General features: G+C 33.9%; 20 protein-coding genes and 4 pseudogenes. 8 read left to right on the top strand and 16 right to left on the bottom strand.

Going from position 1 to position 24,982, the window contains the following annotated elements:
* Window positions 1–147: 147 nt before the first annotated feature.
* The 4 genes and pseudogenes from MVE64_RS26695 to MVE64_RS26680 all read right to left on the bottom strand — a co-directional run bounded on the left by MVE64_RS26695 (window position 148) and on the right by MVE64_RS26680 (window position 4,442).
* Window positions 148–673 (bottom strand): annotated as a pseudogene (locus MVE64_RS26695) (Rieske (2Fe-2S) protein).
* Window positions 674–686: 13 nt separating this feature from the next.
* Window positions 687–1,247 (bottom strand): 4Fe-4S dicluster domain-containing protein, encoded by a 561-nt coding sequence (locus MVE64_RS26690; RefSeq protein WP_247347312.1) that lies wholly within the window; start codon window positions 1,245–1,247, stop codon window positions 687–689.
* Window positions 1,248–3,416 (bottom strand): molybdopterin oxidoreductase family protein, encoded by a 2,169-nt coding sequence (locus MVE64_RS26685; protein WP_247347311.1) that lies wholly within the window; start codon window positions 3,414–3,416, stop codon window positions 1,248–1,250.
* Window positions 3,403–4,442, bottom strand: a pseudogene (locus MVE64_RS26680) (hypothetical protein). The gene MVE64_RS26685 and the pseudogene MVE64_RS26680 overlap by 14 nt, the downstream one beginning before the upstream one ends.
* Before the next feature lie 357 nt (window positions 4,443–4,799).
* On the opposite strand from MVE64_RS26680, the gene MVE64_RS26675 reads away from it, so the two are divergent.
* Both MVE64_RS26675 and ric read left to right on the top strand, forming a co-directional pair.
* Window positions 4,800–5,489 (top strand): Crp/Fnr family transcriptional regulator, encoded by a 690-nt coding sequence (locus MVE64_RS26675; RefSeq protein WP_247347741.1) that lies wholly within the window; start codon window positions 4,800–4,802, stop codon window positions 5,487–5,489.
* Window positions 5,490–5,587: 98 nt separating this feature from the next.
* On the top strand, window positions 5,588–6,277 hold the full coding sequence (ric, locus tag MVE64_RS26670) for an iron-sulfur cluster repair di-iron protein (RefSeq protein ID WP_247347310.1): 690 nt from the start codon (window positions 5,588–5,590) through the stop codon (window positions 6,275–6,277).
* An 887-nt stretch (window positions 6,278–7,164) separates the two neighbouring features.
* Here the strand turns inward: ric and MVE64_RS26665 are convergent.
* The 3 genes from MVE64_RS26665 to MVE64_RS26655 form a co-directional block, all read right to left on the bottom strand.
* A complete protein-coding gene (locus MVE64_RS26665) occupies window positions 7,165–7,422 on the bottom strand; it encodes a hypothetical protein (protein WP_247347309.1) in 258 nt (85 codons plus the stop codon).
* 1,016 nt (window positions 7,423–8,438) lie between these two features.
* A complete protein-coding gene (locus MVE64_RS26660; RefSeq protein ID WP_247347307.1) occupies window positions 8,439–8,597 on the bottom strand; it encodes a hypothetical protein in 159 nt (52 codons plus the stop codon).
* Window positions 8,598–8,681: 84 nt separating this feature from the next.
* The gene (locus MVE64_RS26655; protein WP_247347306.1) at window positions 8,682–8,867 is read right to left on the bottom strand and encodes an alpha/beta-type small acid-soluble spore protein; all 186 of its coding nucleotides are present in this window, start codon (window positions 8,865–8,867) and stop codon (window positions 8,682–8,684) included.
* 760 nt (window positions 8,868–9,627) lie between these two features.
* Here MVE64_RS26655 and MVE64_RS26650 point away from each other — a divergent pair.
* Window positions 9,628–10,212 carry a hypothetical protein gene (locus tag MVE64_RS26650; protein ID WP_247347304.1) on the top strand — a complete coding sequence of 195 codons (585 nt, stop codon included), beginning with the start codon at window positions 9,628–9,630 and terminating at the stop codon, window positions 10,210–10,212.
* Between the two features lie 112 nt (window positions 10,213–10,324).
* Complete coding sequence (locus MVE64_RS26645) at window positions 10,325–11,350, top strand: SLAC1 family transporter (RefSeq protein WP_247347303.1); 1,026 nt, start codon at window positions 10,325–10,327, stop codon at window positions 11,348–11,350.
* A gap of 538 nt (window positions 11,351–11,888) precedes the next feature.
* Here MVE64_RS26645 and MVE64_RS26640 read toward each other — a convergent pair.
* Both MVE64_RS26640 and MVE64_RS26635 read right to left on the bottom strand, forming a co-directional pair.
* On the bottom strand, window positions 11,889–12,674 hold the full coding sequence (locus MVE64_RS26640) for a TDT family transporter (RefSeq protein WP_247347301.1): 786 nt from the start codon (window positions 12,672–12,674) through the stop codon (window positions 11,889–11,891).
* A gap of 381 nt (window positions 12,675–13,055) precedes the next feature.
* Window positions 13,056–13,391 (bottom strand): PadR family transcriptional regulator, encoded by a 336-nt coding sequence (locus MVE64_RS26635; RefSeq protein ID WP_247347299.1) that lies wholly within the window; start codon window positions 13,389–13,391, stop codon window positions 13,056–13,058.
* A gap of 288 nt (window positions 13,392–13,679) precedes the next feature.
* Here MVE64_RS26635 and MVE64_RS26630 point away from each other — a divergent pair, with 288 nt between their 5' ends.
* Complete coding sequence (locus tag MVE64_RS26630; protein ID WP_247347297.1) at window positions 13,680–14,099, top strand: MarR family winged helix-turn-helix transcriptional regulator; 420 nt, start codon at window positions 13,680–13,682, stop codon at window positions 14,097–14,099.
* A 338-nt stretch (window positions 14,100–14,437) separates the two neighbouring features.
* Here the strand turns inward: MVE64_RS26630 and MVE64_RS26625 are convergent, their stop codons facing one another.
* The gene (locus MVE64_RS26625) at window positions 14,438–14,605 is read right to left on the bottom strand and encodes a hypothetical protein (RefSeq protein ID WP_247347296.1); all 168 of its coding nucleotides are present in this window, start codon (window positions 14,603–14,605) and stop codon (window positions 14,438–14,440) included.
* A 780-nt stretch (window positions 14,606–15,385) separates the two neighbouring features.
* On the opposite strand from MVE64_RS26625, the gene MVE64_RS26620 reads away from it, so the two are divergent.
* The 3 genes from MVE64_RS26620 (at window position 15,386) to MVE64_RS26610 (ending at window position 19,176) form a co-directional block, all read left to right on the top strand.
* Complete coding sequence (locus MVE64_RS26620) at window positions 15,386–17,422, top strand: peptidoglycan D,D-transpeptidase FtsI family protein (RefSeq protein ID WP_379053258.1); 2,037 nt, start codon at window positions 15,386–15,388, stop codon at window positions 17,420–17,422.
* Window positions 17,423–17,733: 311 nt separating this feature from the next.
* A complete protein-coding gene (locus MVE64_RS26615) occupies window positions 17,734–18,174 on the top strand; it encodes a cell wall hydrolase (protein WP_247347295.1) in 441 nt (146 codons plus the stop codon).
* A gap of 327 nt (window positions 18,175–18,501) precedes the next feature.
* The gene (locus tag MVE64_RS26610) at window positions 18,502–19,176 is read left to right on the top strand and encodes a transglycosylase domain-containing protein (protein WP_247347294.1); all 675 of its coding nucleotides are present in this window, start codon (window positions 18,502–18,504) and stop codon (window positions 19,174–19,176) included.
* 446 nt (window positions 19,177–19,622) lie between these two features.
* Here MVE64_RS26610 and MVE64_RS26605 read toward each other — a convergent pair whose 3' ends face one another.
* The 6 genes and pseudogenes from MVE64_RS26605 to MVE64_RS26580 all read right to left on the bottom strand — a co-directional run bounded on the left by MVE64_RS26605 (window position 19,623) and on the right by MVE64_RS26580 (window position 24,668).
* A complete protein-coding gene (locus MVE64_RS26605; RefSeq protein ID WP_247347738.1) occupies window positions 19,623–20,018 on the bottom strand; it encodes a peptidoglycan-binding domain-containing protein in 396 nt (131 codons plus the stop codon).
* A 147-nt stretch (window positions 20,019–20,165) separates the two neighbouring features.
* Window positions 20,166–20,666, bottom strand: a pseudogene (locus tag MVE64_RS26600) (peptidoglycan recognition protein family protein); the annotation flags it as partial.
* 542 nt (window positions 20,667–21,208) lie between these two features.
* Window positions 21,209–22,165 carry a cysteine synthase A gene (gene cysK / locus MVE64_RS26595; protein ID WP_247347732.1) on the bottom strand — a complete coding sequence of 319 codons (957 nt, stop codon included), beginning with the start codon at window positions 22,163–22,165 and terminating at the stop codon, window positions 21,209–21,211.
* 26 nt (window positions 22,166–22,191) lie between these two features.
* Window positions 22,192–23,363: pseudogene (gene sat, locus MVE64_RS26590) on the bottom strand (sulfate adenylyltransferase).
* A 637-nt stretch (window positions 23,364–24,000) separates the two neighbouring features.
* Window positions 24,001–24,333 carry a hypothetical protein gene (locus tag MVE64_RS26585; protein WP_247347730.1) on the bottom strand — a complete coding sequence of 111 codons (333 nt, stop codon included), beginning with the start codon at window positions 24,331–24,333 and terminating at the stop codon, window positions 24,001–24,003.
* Window positions 24,334–24,443: 110 nt separating this feature from the next.
* A complete protein-coding gene (locus MVE64_RS26580; RefSeq protein WP_247347728.1) occupies window positions 24,444–24,668 on the bottom strand; it encodes a hypothetical protein in 225 nt (74 codons plus the stop codon).
* Window positions 24,669–24,982: the final 314 nt, after the last annotated feature.

The following is a 24,982-nucleotide window of genomic DNA, read 5'->3' as shown; positions in this document are numbered from 1 at the left end:
TTATAGATAGTAAGTGCAATAGGAAATAGAACTAAGTTCAATCCGCAAAACAATATACTATTGACGTAATTTTCATAAAAATATTGGTGAACCATATACTGCGTAAAAACGATATTCAAAAATAATGTTGCGCACAGAAGAAAGAAATTACGCTTCATATCTCTTCACCCTCACTGCATAAATAGCACCTTTTTCAACCTTTACTTGTATTTCTGGTAATGGTCTTCTTGGTGGCCCAGCTGTTGGTGCACCAGTGTGAACATCAAATTTCCCGTGGTGGCAAGGACATATCATTTCTCCTTCTTCTTTCACCCAAAAAACAGGACAGCGTAAATGGGTACATGCATTTTGATACGCAACATATTTATTTTCTCCTAATCGAATAAGGAGTGCATCGTCATGTTCACTTGGAAATGTAAATTTCACAGAGTCTCCTACCGCTATATCACTTACATCTGCAATTTTCATTCTAGGGTACTCTTTGTCTGCCAATCCCATTAATTCCTTTGCCGCAACAGTACCCCCATGGTAATGATGAAACAGCGAATAAACCAGCAGCACCAACTAATGTTTTCATAAATCCCCTGCGATCAAGCATCCGCTCATTGTTTCTTTGTATATTATGTGTGTAATTATCCTCTTCGAATGGGATTTTGTTATTTTTATTGTTCATTCTCCATATCCCCCTAAAATAACTTAGTTGTCCCTTGTAAAATACCAGGTAAACTGATTTTTACGTTTGTCTCACCTTCTAAATAAGGCATACTCGCTACCCATTTCCCATTATTTAAAGGGTGGTTTTTCTGTTTCGCTTCGATTTCTTCTTCTGTTAACCATTGAAGTGTATTAGATGGACAAACACTTGCACACATTGGTGGAATACCATCCTTGGTTCGATCGATACACAAATCACACTTGTACATCAAATTTTGTTCTGTATCGAACTTCGGTATGCCGTACGGACAGGCAATTGTACAGTTTTGACAACCAATACATTTTTCAACAAGAGCTGATAAAACAGCCCCTGTTTCATGGATTTGGATTGCTTGGGCTGGACAACTTCTGGCACATGCCGGATTTACGCAATGCAAACACATTAGAGGCATGGTTTGTCTATTTACTAAAGGATTCACATCATATACATAATTTCGGTTTCTCTCTTCATGTCCTCCGCATTGTGTGCATGCTGCAAGACAAGAACGACAACCAATACAATTTTCTAACTCAAGATATAATCTTTTTTTCATTTATTGCACCTTCCCTACGGCTAGCTTCTCAATTTGTGCAGCACAAGCTTTAAATTCAGGCATTCTTGAAATCGGATCAAGAGCCGCGATTGTTAATAGATTGATAGACTCATAGTCTCCAAAGTGATAGGGTACGAAGACTGTATCCTTCCGTATTGCTTCTGTTATTTTCACTTTGTAGTTACACTCACCTCGACGGGTAAACAGGCGAACCACTTCATCATGTGAAATGTGATAACGTTCAGCCGTTTCAGGGTGAACTTCCACGTAAGGCTCTGGGCACATATCCTTCAGAAATGGTATTCTTCTTGTTTGATTCCCAGACAAATAATGATAAACAACACGGCCTGTTGTAAGACGAAGCGGATATTCTTCACATGGCTCTTCAGCTGGTGGTCGATATGGCAATGCACAAATTTTTGCTTTTCCGTCTGGATGATAGAATTTTTTATCAAGGAACATATGTGGTGTTCCTGTATCGTTTTCATCTTTGCAAGGCCAAAATACTCCGTCCTGTTTGTCGATTTTATCCCATGTTGCACCATAATAATCGGCATACCCACCTTTTGTAGCTCTTCTAAATTCATCTGCCACATCTCTTGCTTCCTTAAGGTGTGAGAAGTATTTGCCTTTCCCTAATTTTTCTGCTAATTCTACTTGAATGAGCCAGTCTGGCTTAGAGTCTCCAATAGGTTCCTGCGCTTTGTTTATTTTGATGATCCGCCCTTCCAAATTTGTGACTGTTCCCTCATCCTCTGACCAGGTTACAGAAGGTAAAATTACATCTGCAAACTCTGCTGATTCTGATAGATAGAAATCCGAACAAACCATAAAATCAAGGTTTTTAAGTGCTTTTCTCACAAAATTTAAATTAGGAGCTGAAACCGCAGGATTTGAGCATAATAAATACAATCCTCGAATCTTCTTTTGATCCATTAGCTCAAACATTTCATAAGCAGAAACCCCAGGCTCAGGCATTTCTTCTGGTGTAATTCCCCAAACTTCACAAACCTCTTCCACATGCTTAGGATTCGTAATTTTTCGATACCCTGGTAATAAATCAGATTTTTGTCCGTGTTCGCGACCACCCTGCCCGTTTCCTTGACCAGTAAATGTCGCAACCCCTGCTTTAGGTCGACCAATTTTACCAGTTACTAACGCCATGTTTACATAACCAGATACATTATCAACACCCTTATGTTGCTGCTCAATCCCTCTAGCAAACATAACAATTGCATTCGGTGCTTTTCCGTATATTTCAGCTGCTTTTATAATTTTTTCTTTTGAAACTCCAGTTATTCTACTTGTGTACTCTGGTGTAAATTCCTTAACTAATTCCTTTGTTTCACCAAATCCATTTGTATGATTCATTACAAATTCATCGTCAACATAATTATTTTCAATAAGAAGATTCAGAATTCCATTTGCTAATGCAAGGTCAGTCCCTGGCTTTAAATCTAAGTGAAGATCCGCTCTTCTTGCCAGAGGTGTTTCACGAGGATCTGCTACAATTAAATAGCCACCTCTCTCCTGTACAGACCACACCCGGAACATTGAAGTAGGATGGCATTCTGCAGTATTGCTTCCTGAAATAAATAAACAATCTGTTTCATGAATATCTGTCCAAGGTAGTGTTGAGCCTCTATCTACACCAAATGAACGAAGAAAACCACCGGCTGCACTTGACATACAAAAACGTCCATTATAATCGATATACCGAGTCCCTAGTGCAACTCTTGTAAATTTTCCTGTTAAATAACATTTTTCATTTGTCATCGATACACCACTAAAAACTGACAATGTGTCTTTTCCATAAGTCTCTTGTAAGTTTGAAAATTTCGTTGCAATCAAATCATAAGCTTCTTCCCAACTAGACTCACGGAACCCTTCTTTCGTACCCTTTAGGGCAGAATCATCACGAATCAGTGGTTTCAGAATGCGATCTTTATGATTTGTTTGTTGATAAGCTGTTACTCCTTTTGGGCACATTTTCCCCACCGTGACAGGCCAATCATATCTCGGTTCGACTCCAATAATTTTATTTGAAATTGTGTTAACTCTTAGATTCATCCCACATTGCATTCCACAATAACTACAATGGGTCTTAATTAACTTTTCATTTGGATGATTAACATTTTCTACTTCCCTAAAAAACTTATCCCTTTGCATTCTGATTGGCCTCCTTGACCATTATTTCGTGAGTTGGTATTCCTGAAAACTTTGAAATACGATACTTTCTTCGACATGGCAAACATAACTCAGCTAAATGGAAACCATCCTCCATATGGAAATCAATCTCATTAACTCCAAGTACATTTCTTACATCGTTTGATTGTTCTTCTGAAACAAACTGAGTACCACAAACCTTACAATCCTTCATTAATTGTTCCGCATAATGCTCACGATAGTTTCTGGCAAAAACACTTAATGGACGGAAAGGAATATGTGCTAATTTACCGAACGGAAGATAAATTAACGTAATAATGACTGAATACTGATGAATTAAAGACATAATTGGTTGCCCTGTCCCGTGCAAAAAAACATTCATAAACGTTAGTGCTAATCCTGTGATTGAGATAAGCAACAAAAGATAAAGTGGAAGAAAATCATACATAAAGGTTTGTTCTGCTCTCGCCTGCATGTTTTTTAAACGACGATATAGAGCCATGCAAACTCCAATAATCACCATAATGGCTGTAAAGTTTAATGCATTATAAAAGAAGAATGCAATGATTCCGTCAGCCTTTACACTCATAACATCAATGCCTAACGCAACAACCGTGTAATATCCATTTTCATCCATTGTAAAATACATCCAACCGAACACTAATGGAAACGTGACGAAGCAAGAAAGGATACAGTACAACCGATCATCACATGCTGTGTCCAACGATAGATCCCTCTGTTCCAGATAAATTTGTAAGTAGCTAGCTGCTCTACAGATGTTTTAGGTGTAGATTTACGAAATAGTAGCTTAATCCCCTTTTTGATGAAAATCTTAGTCGGTGGTCTTTCTCCCCAAGCAATAAACCGATAAAAGAAACCTCCGAGAAAAACTATTGTTCCAACCATATAACCGTATAGATTTAAATCAACATGCGTAAACATTCTTGTAGCTATAAAAGATAAAATAATAATGGCTGAAACTGATAAAAACATTGATTTAGCAAAATGAGATGCAAAAGCATCATTTATTGTTCGTTTCTGTCTTTTATGAATGTCCATTACTTTCCTCCTTGATATAAAAGAATAAAATCTACTATTTTAGTCATAGCTTTTTTGATTCCTCTTACTGAATCTTATATTAAAGATGTTTTTAATATCTTGTTTTATTAGTTTAAGATAATCCCAGTTTTAACGAAGTGATTTTTATCACAGCATTACTTTGCCGAACTGTTATTCTTTTGTGTAGATTCAAAAGAAACTTATAATTGGAGGTTATATTGAGACAATACTTACCGAAACTTCTACTAGTGATATTGTTAATTCATAGAACCAGGTGTATACGTAAAACTGAAAAAAAGAATGTTAATAAAGGAGATTGAAATGCCTATATCACAAGAGGAAATAAAAGACCGTCTTTACTCATTTTCTATTTTTAAAGAGTTAAGCCTTACAGAATTAGAAATGATCGTAAACATCTCAAATGCTCGACAGCTCGAAAAAGGGTCTTTAGTATTTATGCAGGAAGAACCTATTACTCAAGTTTATTTTGTCCAATCTGGTAAGGTGAAAATTTTTAGGACAGACAATAACGGAAAAGAACAAATTGTCTCTGTCTTAGAAGCAGGAGAAATGTTCCCACATGCAGGTTTCTTTAGAAAAGGGAATTATCCAGCACATGCTGAAGTTTTAGAAAATTCTATCTTAATAGCTACCTCTATTCATGGATTCGAGAAAATGTTAGTGGATTCACCTCAATTATGCATTAAGGTATTTCGAATACTAGGTGAGAAAATTGTAGATTTACAAAATAGACTTGAAGAACAGATTTCACACAATTCAAAGGAAAAAATCATCTTGTTGCTGTTACGATTATGTAAAAGTAACGGAGTTCCGTATAAAAAAAGATATAAACTCATTACCCATTTTAAGAATCGTGATCTCGCAAACATGATAGGAACATCCAGAGAAACGGTAAGCCGTACATTGACTAACCTTAAAAAGAGAGGATATGTAGATATCGATGAAGACGGACTTTTCATCGTTGACTACGAAAAACTATATGATGAACTAATTTAAGAAATATTCGAACTGGAATTAGTAAGTGATGACCGTCACTTCATATTGTTTAAAATCATGATAATCTTTAGAAGTAATAAATAAAGAGGAGGGCCAGCATGTTTACTCAAACAATGCTTGTAAGAGATATTGTCAACCAGTTCCCCGAGTCCAGTGACCTATTTAAGAAGTTCCGAATTGATTTTTGTTGCGGAGGAAAACGTCCTCTACACGAAGCAGTTCTTGAGAGGAATGTAGATATTGAAGTCGTAATGCAACAGCTACAAAAACTTTACCAAAGTGTACATGAAAGAAATGAAATGACATTAAATTGGAATGAGACGACTGTATCGGATTTAATACAGCATATAAAAACGAAACATCATATATATTTGGCTAATGAACTTCCCCAACTTACTCCTTATGTGACTAAGGTTATGAGGGTTCATGGACCAGATCAGCCTCATCTTTTACAGATTCATAAACTTTTTAATGAGTTAAAAACTGAATTAGAGCAACATACTGTTAAAGAGGAAGCCATTGTCTTTCCCCTTATAGAAAAGCTAGCAAAAGAGACTAATGAAGAAGAGAGAGAAAATATAAAGGCACAAATCATTGAACTTGAGAACGAGCATGATCACGCAGGGAATTTAATTAAAGCGATTCGTAAGATGACAGATGACTTTACACCACCAGAGCATGCTTGCGGCACCTATCGACTTGTGTACCAACGCCTCGAAGCACTAGAATCTGATCTATTTGAACACATCCATTTAGAAAACAACATCCTTTTTCAAAAGGTTATGTAAGAAGTGGAATTTTTCCCCACTCCTCTACAAAAGTAGTGGGACTTCGAGCTGCCACATTTATAACTTGAACTTGACGCACTATCATTTTACTAAATAAAGAAAAACTCACTTCATAAGGAAATTTCAATATACATCAACGATTGTCCAGTTCATTCAATAATGTATTGAATATAATACTAAGGCAGGAGCAGCTCCTGATATCATCCTCAGTACATTGATTAGTAGCCATCGGAAAAGCTACTTAATCATACAATTTTTATCTCCTTCATGGCTATTATTCGATCGATGGATAATAGCTTTTTTATGTCGAAATTCAGGTCTATACCCAACAAAAAATCCTTCACTATAAACAAATAAGCTTTTACATTTTTAAGAGTCTATTGTAAAACATTTTTACTGTTTTAATAATATTCGGGATGTCTGTAAATAAGCTGGCACTTTATTTTTTAACCAATATTACTTGCTTCGCTATTTCCAACTACTGCGTAAAAAAGGGTTACAGCACAATCAGTCCTTAACTTAAATAAGCACCTTCCTTGTTCTGAAAGGTGCTTTAATTGTTGAGGATCTTCATTGAACGCGCTTTGTTTTATTGAAGACCTTATTACACCCGTTAATAGTTTATTTTCGGAGAAAAACTTTTATAAATAGTTGCTATTAAGCTAAAAACTAACTTTTCAGTTTTCTCTGTCACTTCTATTAAGCTCTTCAAATGATTCCCTTCGGCTAAACCAGTGAGAAAGTAAATACATTAAAGTTAAAATAAAAAATGAATAAGTTAACGCCCAATCAATGTTCTTATACAAATCAAGAATAGCCAACAGGGGTAAACCAACAAACGCACTCCACTGTAATATATTGCTATTATGTTTGGATTAAAGTTAGGCTTAAATTGTAACAATAATTGCTAATACAGGCAAATCTGAAAGTCTAAAAGAAAAACTTACAGTGGTTACGGGTATAACTTTGACAGGTAAAGCCCACTTCCCTAGACTAACACCAATTGCATCCATAATTTCGGAAATAATCATCAATAGTAAACCAGCAGAAAATATACGAACTGAAATTTTACGTTCACGCAATATCATCCAAATAATCCAAGCCAATGCTACCAACCAATGCCACGTAAATAAGGAAGCATTCATTTCTTACCTAAAACAAACCCAGATAAAACAGGAGAACTAATTGGTCTAATTACAAGTGAAAAGCTCTTTAAAAACATACTTTGCGACAGTATCATTTGTAACCAACAACCTCAGAAACGACTAAAAAATCTACTCCCCATAAAGAAGTTAACGATAAGAACTTTCTTGATTTATTAGATTTATTCATAAGCTTTTCATCACCCACTTCGGCTGCAAAGTACATTATTAACAAAGCAAAACAATAATTTCTTCAGAACCTCGATAACTTCCTCTTTTCTACGAAATTTATTTGAAGTGTGAACTAATTAACTTTTGTCCAGTTCAATCAATATTATCTTGAATATAATACTAAGGCAGGACAGCTCATTGATCATTTACGTTGTGTAGTAACCTTGGAAAAGTTATTAACACAATAAATCCATACTTTTTCTCATAATAGCTTTTTCTCATAATAGCTTTTACTCGTTCGTTGGGATTTAAGCTTTCTGCGAACAAAAGGGGCATCATAACAACTAACATAGGTATATTTTCTTTGAAGTTTAAATAAAATTAGGAATGTAACTCTCCTTACATAGTAAGAGTATTCTCCCCTTCTCCGAGAGGAATCTCGGACTTTTTTATGTCGTAATTCAGGTGAAGTACGACATAAGTTTATATGTTATAATGATAGAGAGTAAAGGACCTAATACCTTGTTAGCAAGGAACATTTCCCTTGATTTTTGTATTTACTAAATATCACTTTATACGTTTGATATGTTTAGGTCTTTGCTTACGAATACTCAAATTCCTTCTTTTAATTTCATCAAAAATCAAATTAATATTTTCCTCCCCAACATTTTCTTTTACAACAGTGAATTTATTCATGGATCAAGCATTCTTATTCACCTATTCATTAGTTTTTTTACAGATGGATATATTAAAATAAATTGAGTAGTCTTTTTATATTAAAATACCGCCATTATTCAAAAGAATAATGGCGGTATTTTTTCATTTATAAGTTTGGTGGGGTTAGAGTTCTAGTATAGTAATTCATTAGCCATTTGGTGTGTTCTGTTCAGCTCTTCAGTTAATCCAAGCACAACAGTTCTTAGATGTTTTTCCTTAGTTACCTTAGTTGACTTTCCTAGAATGCTATATAAGTGAGTAATTTCATGATCTTTTAAAACACTAAACATTAGAAAACCTATAATTGCATCTTTCATTCTTTAGCTGTAGTTATACATGATGTTTAATTCTAAAAGAATGATGCCTTATTCAAATTAACCTAGTTGTTGTTGCGCCATTGAAACAAGGCGTTTTGTTATTTCTCCACCAACAGATCCGTTTGCACGTGATGTTGTTTCACCGCCAAGATCTACACCAAATTCATTTGCGATTTCCACCTTCATTTGATCAATTGCATGTTCAGTTCCAGGTACGACTAAGTTATTTGAGTTGTTTGCCATAATCAATTCCTCCTTTGTATAGTGTACTTGTAACATTTGTTGATAGTTTGTATATTATGCATCCTCTTTAAAATTTTATAAAACCTCGTCCTGAAGAAGGTATAGTCGAGGCCATAAAATGTTTTTGCTTTTATATGAAAAAAATAGGCTAAAATAACTTACATTTTCGAATTACAAGCTAACCGCTAGTTTTAATAGCTCGAGTATAAAAGTTAATTCGGCAAATAATGGAGTATCAACCATTTATTATAATGCGATAGGACCTCAATGTCACATGTAAAAGTATTAGAGGAAATAAATTCTTTAGATGCCAAATTAACTGGCCTAATTCTCTAATACTGGAAACAGTTTGGTCATTTTGGAACTTGGCAATTTGGGTTTTACGTTGTTTTCTTTTTTGTTCCATTAATTTTTACCCTGTTTTTTATTGATCGTAAAACATCTTTCAAATCTGTTTTTATGGTATTCTTTTCATGTGATATTTGTTTACTTAGATGTTTTTCTTACTCGTATCAACTATTGGGATCATCCATATTTTATGGTTCCTTTTATACCTGGTAGCATTCCTGTTGATGGATCAGTTGTTCCAGTTTCATTTATGTTTGCTTATTGAATTTCAACTGTTTTTTTGCTTGAGTTATATCCATTTTTTCATTGTTCCTTCTGTTAATTAAGCGAACTGCGAAACATTTTTTATTTCTACATATAATTACCAAACTTAGCAACAATAAAGATGTAAAATTCTAAAGGATGTAAAATAATGAAATTAACTAAGACTTTCAATATTCTAATGATTCTTTTACCTTGGCTTTCATTACCTTTAGTTGGGTTAAAATATTTCAAAAGATATTTCCCTTCCGCGATTAGTATGTGTATATATCTAATGGCGGAAGGGAGATATGCTGAAAAGAAAAAATGGTGGTGGTTCCCTTCAAACATAAAACGTAATTTTATTGTGGAACTTCCCTTGATAATAGGACCGTTTTTTATCGGTTCTCTTTGGGTATTAAAATACACGTACGGTAAATTTAAGTTATACTTTTTTATAAACCTTCTTGTTGATTCCTTTTTTACATATTTTGTAATTGATTGGTTTAAAAAAATCGGTTATGTCACATTAGTACGGCTCTCAAAGTTCCAATTATCGATAGTATTCTTAATCAAGACATTTGTTTTATATGGATCTCAACTTCTGTATGAGAAGCAGTTTAAATCAATTCAATCAGAGTTCTTTTTTTTTGCAAATTTATCTTTTCATTTTTATTATTATGTTATAATTAAATTCTCTTCAGAAGATGTTTCATACATATTTCTTTATCGTTTTAAACCAAGTAAATCAATGTGAGAAGGTGTACTTATTGCAAAGAATGTTTTTTCCCATATTATTTACACTAATATTACTATTCTTACCTATTTTTCAGAAAAAGCGTATTGACCCTGCCAATGGGGCCCTTATAATGGCAACAGGGATCTTCTGTATTGGGTTTACAAGCAGGTTCACAAATTTTAGCCAAATTCCATTGTATACGGCTGACATTGCTCTACTTATAGCATGGTTTTCACTCTTTTTCTCTTTTATTAAAACAGTTTTTAAAGGAACTTTTCGTAGGCGTTATATCACCCACCCAGTTCAGAGTTTTGCAATAGGCACATGGATTGCAGGAACATCTATATTGTGCTTATTGTTTTACAAACAGTTCCCTGAATATAAATTCGTATATATAACCATTTCACTTTTAAGTGGTGGTCTTTGGCTATTTTACTTATTCATTTGTATTCAGTGCTATTATGTCATATTAAAATCGAAATATTTCGATAAGATTCATGGAGTGTTATTTTTATCTACAGTTAGTACACAATCATTAGTTATTGTTTATGGACGTCTTTTTAATAATCACTTTTTCTATGAACTTACTAAACTATTAATCTTTATCGGTATCATTCTATATATTATTAATTTTTCTTTTATTCTTAAAAGATATATCTTCTATACCTGGAATTTATCCGACCATTGGCTTAACACAAATTGTATTATCCACGGAGCCATTTCTATTTCTGGAATAGCTGCAATTAGTTCAGGAACAATTAACAACACTATAATTTTTTATATATGGCTGCTAGCATTGACTATGTTTTTTCTTGTTGAAGGAATTGAAATCAGCAGAATGTTTTCCCGTCTTTCAAAGTATTCTTTTCAAAAAGCAATTGGATGCTATCATGTTTCCCAATGGGCACGTAACTTTACATTCGGTACCCTTTATTTATTTACAATAAATCTAGAGTTACCTCAAAAACATGTTGAGTTTTATTTACTTAAAACTGCAATTATTAATATTGGTTTATATATCCTTATCTTGTTATTAGTTATTGAAGCTTTTATATTCTTAATGCATGTGTTGAATAGGAGTCAAATACACCAATCAATAACACCCATCTTAAGGGGGTATATTAAACCAACAACTCACGATAAAAGTCCTTTGTGATAAACTAGTTAATTCAAAGAACACACACCCTTGTTTAGTTGTATCCTGTAGAGCAAAATTCATCTACAGGGTCTTTTTTTATGAGCATTTATTGAAATGAGGCTAGGGCAACAGTTCACGAACGTAAAGCTTTTTTACAGATGTGTCTGCCCTTTTAAGTCATATTAAGAAGGCTACTAATTAAACTAAAACAGTTGTTTTTCAAACTCTAGTATTTTTTTATTGTTGAAAAAGCTGTTTAAATAACGTCTGTACAATTCCCTTTTCTGTTCCAAATTGGATAAGACCCTTCAAAAAGATCGCTAATAATATCTAACGGTCTACCACTTTCTTGCTCTGTCTTGTATCCTTAACTGATAAATTAATGATCCCCCTAATGCTTAAAATGAACTCGAAAATTATAAGTAAAAGAATTACCCAAACACCTACACTGATTACAAGTTTTTGAACTTGTGAATAGGAACCTACCCCTGTATAACTTCTAAATGTTAGGGCATAAAACATTCCAAATGTAAAAATGCGGCTCCACTGTGTAACATCATAAATAAATAAGCCCATCCCAAATTCCGAATCGTTTAATACGCTTAAATAATCTATAAATCTCAACTAATTCGACAACAAGAAAGACAGAAGCCGCGATCACCCATAATAACGTAATCATTAAATCATCAAACGCATTTGAAAGGATACAAGCTAGACCGGTAATTGATACTGCTCCATGCAAAATACAATTCGTATTTTGCCATTCATCTTCAATGTTTAAACTTTTATAACTTTTTAAATATCGGTTTAGAATTAAAATTGCGCATATAATATAAAATAGTGTCCCTACTAATAATAAGGAAATATTTATATAAAAGGCCACTTTTTCTTTAAAAACAGTATTCAATAGCAGGACAATGGATTGTGTACTTACAGTGGTTAATAAAAGAATTCCATGAACCTTATTTGTCAATTCCAATCTATGTATGTCTCTAAGGGCAATTATACTTATTATGATGTAGGTCATCCATAGAATTACGTTTAGGATAGTAACGTACTTAACTAATTGAAGCCGTTCTGGAAAATTATTACTTATTAAAATACTACAAACCGAAGTACTAGCGACCCACGTTCCAATACCAAAGCGATTAATTGGATTATCATAGTGGATGTTTATAAATTGTCTATCTCTAAAGGCTAAGACCAATGAAAATAAGAACGAAGCCCATAACGAAATAGTAAAAGCACTTAAAAGTTTGCCAAAAATATTTGTATCAACAAAACTAAAGTAATTAGTAAAAACCCCCTGTGTGATGATTCCTACTGCCATTACTGCAGCCATAGTAGACGTTTTTATGTAAATTTTCCTCCGTGTAAAAACAGTAATCAAGGGAAAACATATAAGAAACATCAATAGCAGGTAGAGCAAACTTATCACCTATTTATCATTTATTTTGTAGAAATTAATTTTACCCTCAGAGATAATTTGTTTATATATAGAAGTTCTCAATAATAGGTTAGGATCTTCATAAACCTATGAACTAGGTAATTAGCAATTTTTTCACATTGACTAGTGTGTGTGGATTGATTTTTTGGTCAATTTGATCATATATTATTACAGAGTAAGTACACTCATTTTTGAACTTTAATAACAAATGACAGACAGGGTTAAGAGGATTATCGAACTCCTGTTAAAGAATTGATCAATGTGTCTAGGTTTCTGTTAACGTTCAACTGATTTACTCCATTCATGACTTTTCCTAATTAGATCACAAAGAAGTTCCCAATTAGTAAGTTTATGTTCAAGCTCCTTTCTTCCATTAGACGTTATGTGGTAATATCTTTTAATACTTCCTTTTGAATCTGGAACATATGAGCTAATTAAACCTCTTGTTTCTAGCCGCCTCAAAGCCCCATATAATGTCCCCTCACTCATTCTGTAAAGTGAGTTGCTGTTTAGATCTAACAAATGTGCCATTTCATAACCATACATGTCTTTCTTTGTTAGAAGAACTAAGAAAAGAATGTCTACACTACCTTTTAAGATCTCTCTATCCACACTCCGACCTCCCTTTATATAAGAATATGACCTCTATATTTCATTTTTGATAATCTTATTACAATTAGCACCAAGAATCTTAAGCTGAAATGCCGCACCTTCGTTAGAACGAACCCCCTTTGTAACCTTTCTGTATTATAGGTTAGTTTTAAGTATTTGGCTTACTTGTACCCTAGTATGATAAAATCATATTTATTAGACTATCTAATACCTAAAACTTTCCACTCTAGATAGTTATATTCGATAAGAAATAAACCTCAAATTCAATTTAGAAAGGTTGACTGCTAAATGAAGGAAAACTCAGTGTCAAAAGATACTTTCGTCTTTCTATCCGAGTTTAGGTATCAACTACGGAAATTCTTAAACTTCAGTGAATCCGCTGCGCGAGAAATCGGGATAACACCACAGCAGCATCAATTGTTGTTGACTGTAATGGGTTTCCCAGATAGGAATTATGCAACACCTGGAGAACTATCCCAGCGATTACAAATTACACACCATGCATGTGTTGGCTTAATAGATAGATGTGAACAAACTGGTTTGGTTACCCGGAGAAAGAATCCTTTAGATGGAAGAAGTGTCCTAATTGAAGTTACTGAGTTAGGAAGAGATAAACTAGAAAAACTATCAGAAATCCATCTTGAAGAGATTAATCGAATAAGATTCTTGCAAGACCACTATGCAAAAGAGATTAAGGGGGAGTCCTGAAAGTTTACTGCTGTTAGTTCTTAACTGAAATTAAGACGTTATTTTAATATAAGACGGAATGTATGAACATCCAGGGATAGAGTAATTACAATTTATTTATTGTAATAATAGTTTGCTCAAAGTAAGACTATTCCCCCAAAAATACATAAGATTGTCTTAACTCTTTAAAGTTTATGTACCCGTGACTAATTTGAATAAATTAGGCTGCCCTTTATGAAATTCCTGAATATAATAGACTAAAAGGAATAGGGGGAACGAAATGATTAAGAAGAAAGTATATTTCTTTACTTTGGTATGTAAAAAGTTGAAAATAATTGGTAGTCATACCAAGAAGTAGGTCAGTCGCAGCTATCTGTATCACTATTAAGAATTTCTACGTACAAACCTTTAAATTTAATATTTACTGGGACTTCAATCGCACAAGTGTTATGAAGGACTACAGACTCCTCTGTTAGTACAATTTTTGTATTCAATTCAAAGGTTAAATTACATGCAAAACATTTCAATCTATTACCTCCACCCCATCACAGTGCGTTAAAGTAACTTAAGGATATATTTTTTTATCCAGACACCTTTTACGAACCATTCTAAAAACCCTATAAACCGAAAAGTACTGGCCTTCATGGTTAGTTAGTACATTTGAGACGTCCTAACTAACCTAGAATCTTAAGCATTAAGCGCAGTTGGTCATGTTAAATCCGTTAATAAAAGGGTAAACTTCCTTTTACAAAAAAGCCCCTTTGAATCTTAAGATCATGGCATAAAAACTATACATACCTTCAATATTAGGTCAATGACTTTTTGATTAAGTACCCCTCTAAAGGACTAGGCAATAAGCCATCTACTGCAGTTTGGAAAACAACAATGATCTTTTAATTTACTCCTCAAAAAGATTCTCGCTTCCATTAGGTACAGACCTTATTTAATCCTCACAAAATCTGTAGGAACTTATTTAAAAAAATTATATCTTATTAAGATATAATTTTCAATTAATATCGTATTACGATGAAATACAACACCAAGTTTTTCACCAGATTTTCAATAATCGTAGCTTTTATATAGACCCTTGTAGTGTCATATTTCATAAATTTCCCTCTTCTTATTAAGAATCTGTATTTAGAAATAATCACAAATATTCATAAATATTCCATAATTAAGCTAATAGTTTTCTAAACAGGATTTTTTACAAATCAAGAACAAGTGTTGTATGTTATAAAGTAAAAGTCCTCGTAGAAAGATGACTTTTATTCTAGTTTCTGACTGAGGTTACTAAAGGAGATGTTAGTTTGGAAGTTGAGAAAAACACTAGAACAACACTAAAAGGTATGAAAAACGCGAGGAATTTCCGAGTGAATGTACTGTTCCTTTTCGTTTTCATATTATTTGTAATACTTATCATACGTCTTGGGGTTATTCAAATCGTTCATGGTGAGGAATATAGGGAGAAGGTTAGTGAAACGGAATCGGATTTCTCAAGTCTCCCTGTACCACGCGGAAAAATGTATGACCGCTACAATCGTATCGTCGTTGGAAACGTCGGAGTACCTGCAATAACATATACTGCTACGAAAGAAACAAATACTGAAAAAAAATTGAAAACTGCCGAAAGACTAGCAGAATATATAGACTTCGAAACTAGCTATTTAAAGAAGGAACTAAAAGATCGTGATATAAAGGATTATTGGTTAGCCTCCAATCCAGTAAAGGCAAAGGAATTATTATCTAAAGAAGAGTTGAATTTTAAGCCAACTAAAACGTACCAGTTACAATTGGACCGAATTTCTAAAGAAGTAATCCAAGCTATAAAAAAAAGTGATACTGAAATGGAATTAGCCTTTTTGTACACATGTTTTTCCTCAGGTTATGAGTATGAACCACAACTCGTAAAGTCTTTTAATCTATCAAAGGCAGAGATGGCGAGGGTTGCCGAAAATTTATCAAAGCTCCCTGGTATCAATCTTATAACTAACTGGAAAAGATATTATCCCTATGAATCATTAAGAACAATTTTTGGAGATGTTAGTTCATCTCAGCAGGGTATTCTTCAATCTCGTGAAGAATATTATTTAGTTAGAGATTATTCAAGAAATGATCGAGTTGGTAAAAGCTATCTTGAGTTTCAGTATGAGGATTACTTAAACCCACAAAAAAAAATTATAAAGTATGTTTCAAGTAATGATAGAACAATCTCAACAGAACTATATAAACAAGGGGAAAGAGGTCATGATCTTAAGCTTTCTTTTGACATAAAACTACAAAATAAAGTCCAAGATATCATTAAAGATGAACTAGTAAAAGCAAGTAAAGATCCTGCAAATTTCTTAATGGATCGTGCATTTGTCGTTATAATGGACCCTTTTCAAGGAGATATATTAGCGATGGCAGGAAAACAAATGAAACATAATGGGAAATTTCTAGACTTTGCTTACGGGACATTTACAACACAGTATGAAGCTGGCTCAACAATAAAAGGTGCAACTGTACTTGCTGGGTATCAAGATGGTATGAAACATGGTCAGGTATATTTAGATCGTCCACTAGATTTTAGTGGAACCCCAACAAAAGGATCATATCGCCCACTTGGTCCAGTCTCAGATTTGGATGCTCTTAGGCTATCATCAAATGTCTATATGTTCCATACTGCAATGAATATCGCAGATATCACTTACAAGCACAACGGAACTTTTAATGCTTCAGCAGAGGACTTTCAGAAGTTAAGGAACTACTTTGCGCAATTTGGATTAGGAGTATTAACAGGTATTGATTTACCAAACGAGTCAGACGGGTTAACGAACGAACCCGATAGTCCAGGAAAATTACTTGATATTGCAATAGGACAATTTGACACATATACACCACTTCAACTCGCTCAGTATGTATCAACTATAGCAAATGGTGGTTATAGGGTTCAACCTAGAGTCGTAACTAGTATACATGAACCGACCATGGGAAAAGGTCTTGGAACAGTAGTAGTTGATAAAGATCCGATTATCCTTAATAAGGTAAATAACACAAAGGAAGATATAGAAAGAGTACAACAAGGCTTTAAACTTGTTGTCTCCTCAGGAACAGCAAAGGGATATTTTGATTATAGTGTAGCCGGAAAAACAGGTACTTCACAGACGTTATATTACGGACCAAAAAGGAAATACTGGGGATATAAAACAAATAATCTTAATTTTGTCGGTTACTACCCATCAGATAATCCTAAGATTTCATTTAGTGTTGTTGTACCATGGGCGGGAACTGATCAAGACGCTATAAATAAAAGGATAGCTAATAGAATTGTTGGAGCATATATTGATGCACAAAAAAACAGATAAGGTTAAATACACAAAAAGGGAGTTTGGTTAATATTAACCAAACTCCCTTTTTACGCCCTACAATATCTAATCTGGACAATTGCGTACTGTTATAAGATTTGGTCTAATTGTCCTCCTATTTAGCAATGTTAAACAATTTAATTTAGAAAAATAAGTGTTGTTTTTCTTACTGCTCTTTTTAAAGTAGGACCTGGGGGTCAGTTACATGGAAAAATATGTGTTGTTAAAATAAAACAGACCTAAAAGATCAAGTTAATAAGACTAACATTTTTCTATAACTTTTACATAAAATTGTTAAAGAGGTGATGATAGTGACTAGAGTAAGATACACCGATAAGGACATTGATTTAATCGCAAGGATGATGCATGCAGAGGCTGTCGGTGAGGGTCGGCTTGGAATGCTTATGGTTGGAAATGTCATTGTAAATCGAGCGGTGGTTGATTGTTTAGATTTTAAAGGTTTAAGATCTATACGAGATGTAATTTTCCAAATACAAGGCGGTAATTACTCTTTTGAAGCAGTACAAAAAGGAAGTTTATTTTACAGACCAGCAAGAGATGTGGAGAGAAAATTGGCTCGAGACGTAGTAAAGTTTTGGAGACAACATCCTTCAAAGTATGCTCTATGGTATTTTAATCCCACTGGTGAATGTCCACCGACATGGTACAATCAGCCATTTGCGGGTCAATATAAACAGCACTGTTATTACGAACCAAGGGCAAACACTTGCGAAAGTGCATACAGGTACTAAAAATTTCCATTTTAAACACTGCTTTAACCCACTTTAATTTTGTAATTATTCAATGGCATAGACATTTTTTGTTCCAAACAAAAAAGCACCTCCGATATGGATCTTTCCAAATAGGAACTGAGGTGTTTTTTCTTTCTTTTTCACATCAACTCCCTCTCGCCGTTTAAAAAATCACTCTTTATGATACTACGTTGAAAATACATACTACTTTCCCCAAAAGCACTTATAATACCATTAAACGATAGAGTATTTCGCTTAAATTATAACGGGCTTCCCCTTGATTTGATATACTATAAATATATGTCAAAATTAACACGGGGATTGACGGTGCTAAAAATTATTGGAAGAGTAATAAGTTTTGGGTTAGGTATTCTTTTAGTATACGTAATAGTAATTGGGTTATTAGGCTATTACAAATATAAAGAAGTCATTGGTGAGGTAACATTGGGAGAAAAGGTTGAGATAATTAAAAAGGATAAAGATTATGTTCCTCTAGAAGATGTTAGCCCCCTTTTCACCGATGCAATTATCTCAATTGAGGATCACCGTTTTTATGAACATGGAGCGTTCGATATTATTTCACTTGTTAGGGCAGCTATTATAAACTTAAAAGAAAATGAAATAAAACAAGGTGGTAGTACCATAACACAACAAGTAGCAAAAAACCTATACTTTAGTGATAATCAAACATTCATTAGAAAAATCGCCGAATTATTAGTAGCATTTGACCTTGAGGGGACATATACCAAGGATCAAATTTTAGAGCTTTACGTTAATATTATATATTACGGGGACGGAAACTACGGTATCAAGGAAGCCAGTGAAAATTACTTTGGGAAAGACCCATCTAAGCTTAGTTTCGATGAAGCTACAATATTAGCAGGTTTACCTCAGGCACCCAGTGTTTATTCCTTAGATACAAACTATAAACTAGTTAAAGAAAGACAACAGGAAGTAATCGATGCACTCAAGGAATATAACAATTATAGGGGAGATGAATGAAAGTTGAACTGAAAAATTATAAGGACCAATTTTATGTAATAATTAAGGATTAATGATAAGATAAACACTTTTCTTAAATTCCCTAAAATCATTATATATGAATTTCAAAAACGTCATCACTTTGGATGACGTTTTTGAACGAACAATTTCGATCCAATTATTTATGCTTTAAATAGTAAATTAATTGCACATATTATAAAGAATAATATAGCTGATAACACGGTTCCCATTTTTCCAAAAACCTCTAAAGAGGGAAACTGAGTATGAATTTGTTCTGATGGAATAAACCATGCACAGGCTGAACAGATAAAAATCAAGGTTATGGGTAACAAGTTTAAAATTATCCCACCTCCCTCAAAAAAATTTTTCACTATATATATTATGGTTTATTCTTACACTCGTTACGGTTAATAACCAATAAGTGAAATTCGTCTTGGAGATTTTAGTTAACCATTTTCCTCCAGTTCCATTTCTATATACTGCCTCGTGTTTGGACCATAAATACCATCGTTTACTAAAGCAGCGTACATTGATTGAAATCTTCTCACCGCATCTTCTGTTAACGGCCCGTATATTCCATCTATATATTTTGGATCAAAATTTATTTCTTTTAAAGCCCTTTGTAATTGCTTCACCTTGGGACCCTCATCTCCCCGTGATAAAATTCCATTAGGTAAAGGAAATTCATTTATATTCCGACTTGATGAAGTTACTTCTTTTAACTTATTTAATGTATTTGGTCCAACAAGTCCATCGACAAGCAAATCATATTTTTTCTGAAACCTCATAACTGCGCGTTTTGTTTCTGATCCATATATGCCATCAGCGCCATAAATTGGCAAGCCAATACCGGCTTTAATTAGATCCTTTTGTATATCTCTTACAAAAGGACCTTCATCACCTATATCTAATGGTAATCTGACAGATACTCCCTTTACGACAGGTTCTGGAAAATCTTTGCCTTTAAAATACTTCTCAGTCGCCTGTACAACATCATCAATAAATTCGTTCCATGAGATTCCGTACCTATTAAGAGCATTTTGTGGATCTGTTCTTCTTGAGGGATCTAAAGAACTGTGCGCAATGATGTCTGTTCTAGGATTAAGGTTATACTTTTCAACTAGGTAAGCATGGTACCACACATATCTCCTGTAAGCCTCCCAAAAGTCTATATCCCCTCCATATGTTAGTTCAACTCCAATGGCAGCATCATTTGCATCTTCACCATATAATGCATCATCTTTCTCTACTCCATATCGAACATGCCATGCCTTTTCATCTGTAGGAATTATTTCTAAGATGTACTTATCATCGATAAACGTGTGAGCTGATGCAGACGGTTGGACTCTGTCAAAGTAATTTCGATTAGCATAAGCACTTGCACCAGGATTTCCAGTGTCATGACTCACTATAAACTTAACGTCGTTTATCTTTTCACCAGAACGCGAATTGCCATGACTTATATAATCTCTTGTAATATCATATTTCAAACGTATCTCTCCCTCATATAGACATCATTTATATATATGAGGGGATTTTTAAAATTTGCAATTTACTTTATAGATTTAAATAAATATTAAAAGTGTAATTTCCCATTCATGCCCAACATTTATAATAATTTATGTGGCAGTAACCACGTTATCCAATTAGTGCATCCCTGGTAATAGACTCTCATACCCAAACATCCAAGTTTATCATAATTACTTATATCCAAATAGCTCGTGAAGAAACCTATTTCAATTTATTTTCAGAATTAGATAGCATTAATCTGATAATTGGTTGGGTGGGAATACCTGTTCCTAGTGATCTAAAGCAAGATTGCATTAATGTTAAGGATGGGCAAAATTTGCATTATTATGACAAACTATTACGACATTCGCTAATATGTTTCAAACAGAGTTTTACCATAGGTATGTACTGTTCCCTACTCACTCTAAAAACCCCATTAATTCCAATTAACTAAAAACAAACCAAATCACTCCCTGTTAGAACTGATAAGAGGGATATAATTTGGTTTGTTCAAAATGTTTTTTTACTTTTCTTCAAATTGATATAAAGGTGTACTTAAATACCTTTCACCGTTACTTGGTATAATCGCAACTATATTTTTGCCTTTTCCTAGTTTCTTAGCTAGTTTTAAGGCAGCATAAATAGCAGCACCTGAAGAAATACCACCTAGAATTCCTTCCTTCTTTGCAACAGATCTTGATGTTTCATAGGCCTGCTGATCTTCAACCGTTATTACGTCATCATAAGCAGATGTGTTAAGCGTACCAGGGATGAATCCTGCACCTAATCCTTGAATTTTATGGGGCCCAGGTTTGCTACCTGACAAAATGGCAGAAGTGGCTGGTTCCACAGCAATCACCTTCATATTTGGGTATTTTCCCTTGAGTACAGGTCCTGCCCCTGAAATGGTACCGCCAGTTCCAACCCCAGATACAAAAGCATCAATTCCTCCAATCATTTCTCCCTGTTCCACAAGTTCAGGTCCTGTTGTATCGTGATGAACCTGTGGATTAGCCATATTTTTAAATTGTTGTGGCATAAAATACCCATTTTCTTCAGATATTTCTTCTGCTTTTTTGATTGCCCCTTTCATGCCGTCTGAACCAGGAGTAAGAACTAATTCAGCCCCATAGGCAAGCAACAAATTGCGTCGTTCAACACTCATTGTTTCTGGCATTACAACAACAATTTTATATCCTTTGGCTGCTGCAACCATTGCTAATCCAATACCAGTATTTCCACTAGTGGGCTCAATAATAGTTCCTCCCGGTTTTAAATCACCATTTTTCTCAGCTGCTTCAATCATAGCTTTTCCAATACGATCCTTCACACTACTTCCCGGGTTATAGTATTCTAATTTTAAATAAACATTTGCACTTTCTGCTTCGACCATACGATTGAGTTTAACTAAAGGGGTTGAACCAATTAATTCGGTAATTGAATTTACAACACGTAAATTATTATTAGTTGTTTCTTCCATGAATAAAATCTCCCCCAATTTTTATATTATAGTACCTTATGTTTTTCTTTTAATCCATTAATCAAAACCTTGACTACCTCAGGACGAGAAAATTCCGAAGGAGGCATAATTCCGTCTGCTAACATTCTTCTAACCTTTGTTCCAGATAAAATGACTCTATCCTCATCATTGTGTGGACATGTTTTATTAGATGCCATTGCCTCACATTTTCCACAATAAAAACTATGTTCAAAGAAGAATAGTTCGATTCCCAGTTCTTCCTTTGTAAACTGACTAAAAATTTCTTGTGCCTCATATGTACCATAATAATTACCAACTCCTGCATGATCACGCCCTACAATAAAGTGAGTACACCCGTAATTTTTACGTATCATGGCATGGTATACAGCCTCTCTAGGTCCAGCATAACGCATTGCAGCTGGAAAGATGCCTAGCATACTACGGTTAGATGGATAATAATTTTTTAATAAAACTTGGTAACTTTCCATTCTTATGTCAGCTGGAATATCATCTGATTTGGTTTCTCCGACTAATGGATTAAGAAACAAACCATCTACAACTTCCAATGCTGTTTTCTGGATGTACTCATGAGCTCTATGCACTGGATTTCTAGTTTGGAAACCGACAACTGTTTTCCATCCTTTATCACGGAACTGTTCTCTCGTTTCATTCGGTTTGAAAAAAAAGATTGAAATGGTTCTCCATCGGGTGTTTCTAATACTTGAATTTCCCCACCAACATAAACATTTGGTCGTTCTATAACTCTCTTTACGCCTGGGTGACTTATTTCTGTTGTTTTATATACATTTATTGATTCTAATTGCTTATCAGGTACGTATTTATCCTCTACCTTAAGTACAGCAACAATTATTCCATCATCTGTCTGTAATGCAACTGAATCACCTAAAGGAATCTTTTCACTTTGTTCCTCAGTTATTGCTAATGTAATTGGAATACTCCAAATCAAACCTGATTTTAAGCGCATGTTTGTTACTACACTTAAATAATCTTCTTCCTTCATAAATCCGTTAATTGGTGAAAATGCCCCAATGCCAATACAATGGATATCATTTAAAGTTGCATTATCTACGGTAATTTTCACCATTTGATTTGTTGCCTTTAATAACAAGTCTTTCTGAACAGGATCTTCTATAACCTGGTCAACAAGTCTTCCCCCGTGTGGCACACTTTTTGTCATTTTTTCTCCTCCTAAATTTAATTCCTATAAAATCAATAGGTATAGTAACATTTTTTAAATTATATCTTACTAGGATATATATTTCAATGTATATCTTTTCACGATATAATTTTATATATAAAGGACGAATATCATAAAAACACCAATGTCTATGTTTACCTTTCCAAGCTCAGGTATCAATTAAGGAAGTTCCTTAGTATTTATGAAACTGCTGCGCGCGAAATAATCCATGTAGGTGAGGAAATATCCCAGAAGAGATTCCATATCTTCAATGGACACCTCCTATAATTGTTAATGTATTTAAAACCTTTTGGGGTAAATTTATAAATTTACCATTTATAAGAGGAAACCTGTAGGGAATGGAACTTACCTACTTTATTAGGTGATTAATTGAGCTAGTATAATTTATAATAGAACACAAAAAGGGGCAGTTTTTTGATCCAAAATATCAAAATTTCTCCGAAAGCATCCGGCTGTATAATAGAGCAGTTTTTCAAGTAACAGGTGAATGAAACAACATTAGTATTCTTAAACTGTTCAGTTCATTATTTCAAAAGAAACAGGCACTAATCCTATTGGATCAGTGCCCATCGTAATTACAGAATTGTGCTTTCTATTGTTGAAGACAATTACTGACCTAAAAGTATTCTTTATATACAATAAGCGTAGCAACTATAGCTCCTACTAAATAGAAAATTGATGCGATAAGGATAAATGATGGTTGAAACTTTTTCTCTTCTTTATTGATTTTAATTCCTGTTTCGCCTTGCACAGACATGTTTAAATCACTAATAAAGCCACCTGATGAATTTGTTAAAAGTGCAAAAACAATACCGATTAATCCAACATAAAAAGATGCATCAACAAAGTTTATATCAAAGATCTTTGTAATTCCCCAATTTATTATTATTAATAGTATGAATGTAATTCCTAAATTTATTATTTTAATAATATGAATACCCCCATTCATTTCTCTACCATTAGTTATTCTACATCTTCACTTACATAACCTCCTATCGTCTCCTTGTTCCATAAAGGCGCTTTCGATTGCTGAAGATCGCACTTGAACTAAAGCTCCCGTTATTTGAACAAGGATTTTATCTCATTATGAAGATTTACTAACTCATTATCTTCCCAACCCTTTAACTTTGCATATCCAATAACCGACTTAGATACCTTTACTAAGTTCATTTTTAAATCATCAAATTGAGTTTGTGCTTCAAATAGCATTTCATCGTTAATTAAATTTCTCTTTATACCTATTAAATTAACTTCGTGCTCATTTACTTTTTTTAATCTCAACAAAAGAGGACCATCCATAAAGTCAAATTCTGTTTTTTCACCAACTTTTGCATACTCAAAATAACGAAGTTTTTTCGTCCACCAAGATAGGATAACAACAACAAAATCAGTCCACTTTTCTTCTGGGAAGAAGCTGCGTCCGTTCTTTTCAATGTAGATTTCTCCTACTATATTGTTACTATCATTTATAAATAATGTCGTTCTATTGACTCTAATTTTTATCGGTCCATGTTCATCACCTTCATATACTAAAACTGCCTCATAGAAACAGGGCAGTACCTAACCCGAATCCTTGTTGCACATACGCGCTTCGTTTG

This window comes from Metabacillus endolithicus, assembly GCF_023078335.1.
GTDB lineage: Bacteria > Bacillota > Bacilli > Bacillales > Bacillaceae > Metabacillus > Metabacillus endolithicus.
The sequence above is the reverse complement of the archived record's forward strand: the minus strand, read 5'-3'. Positions and strand labels throughout refer to the sequence as shown.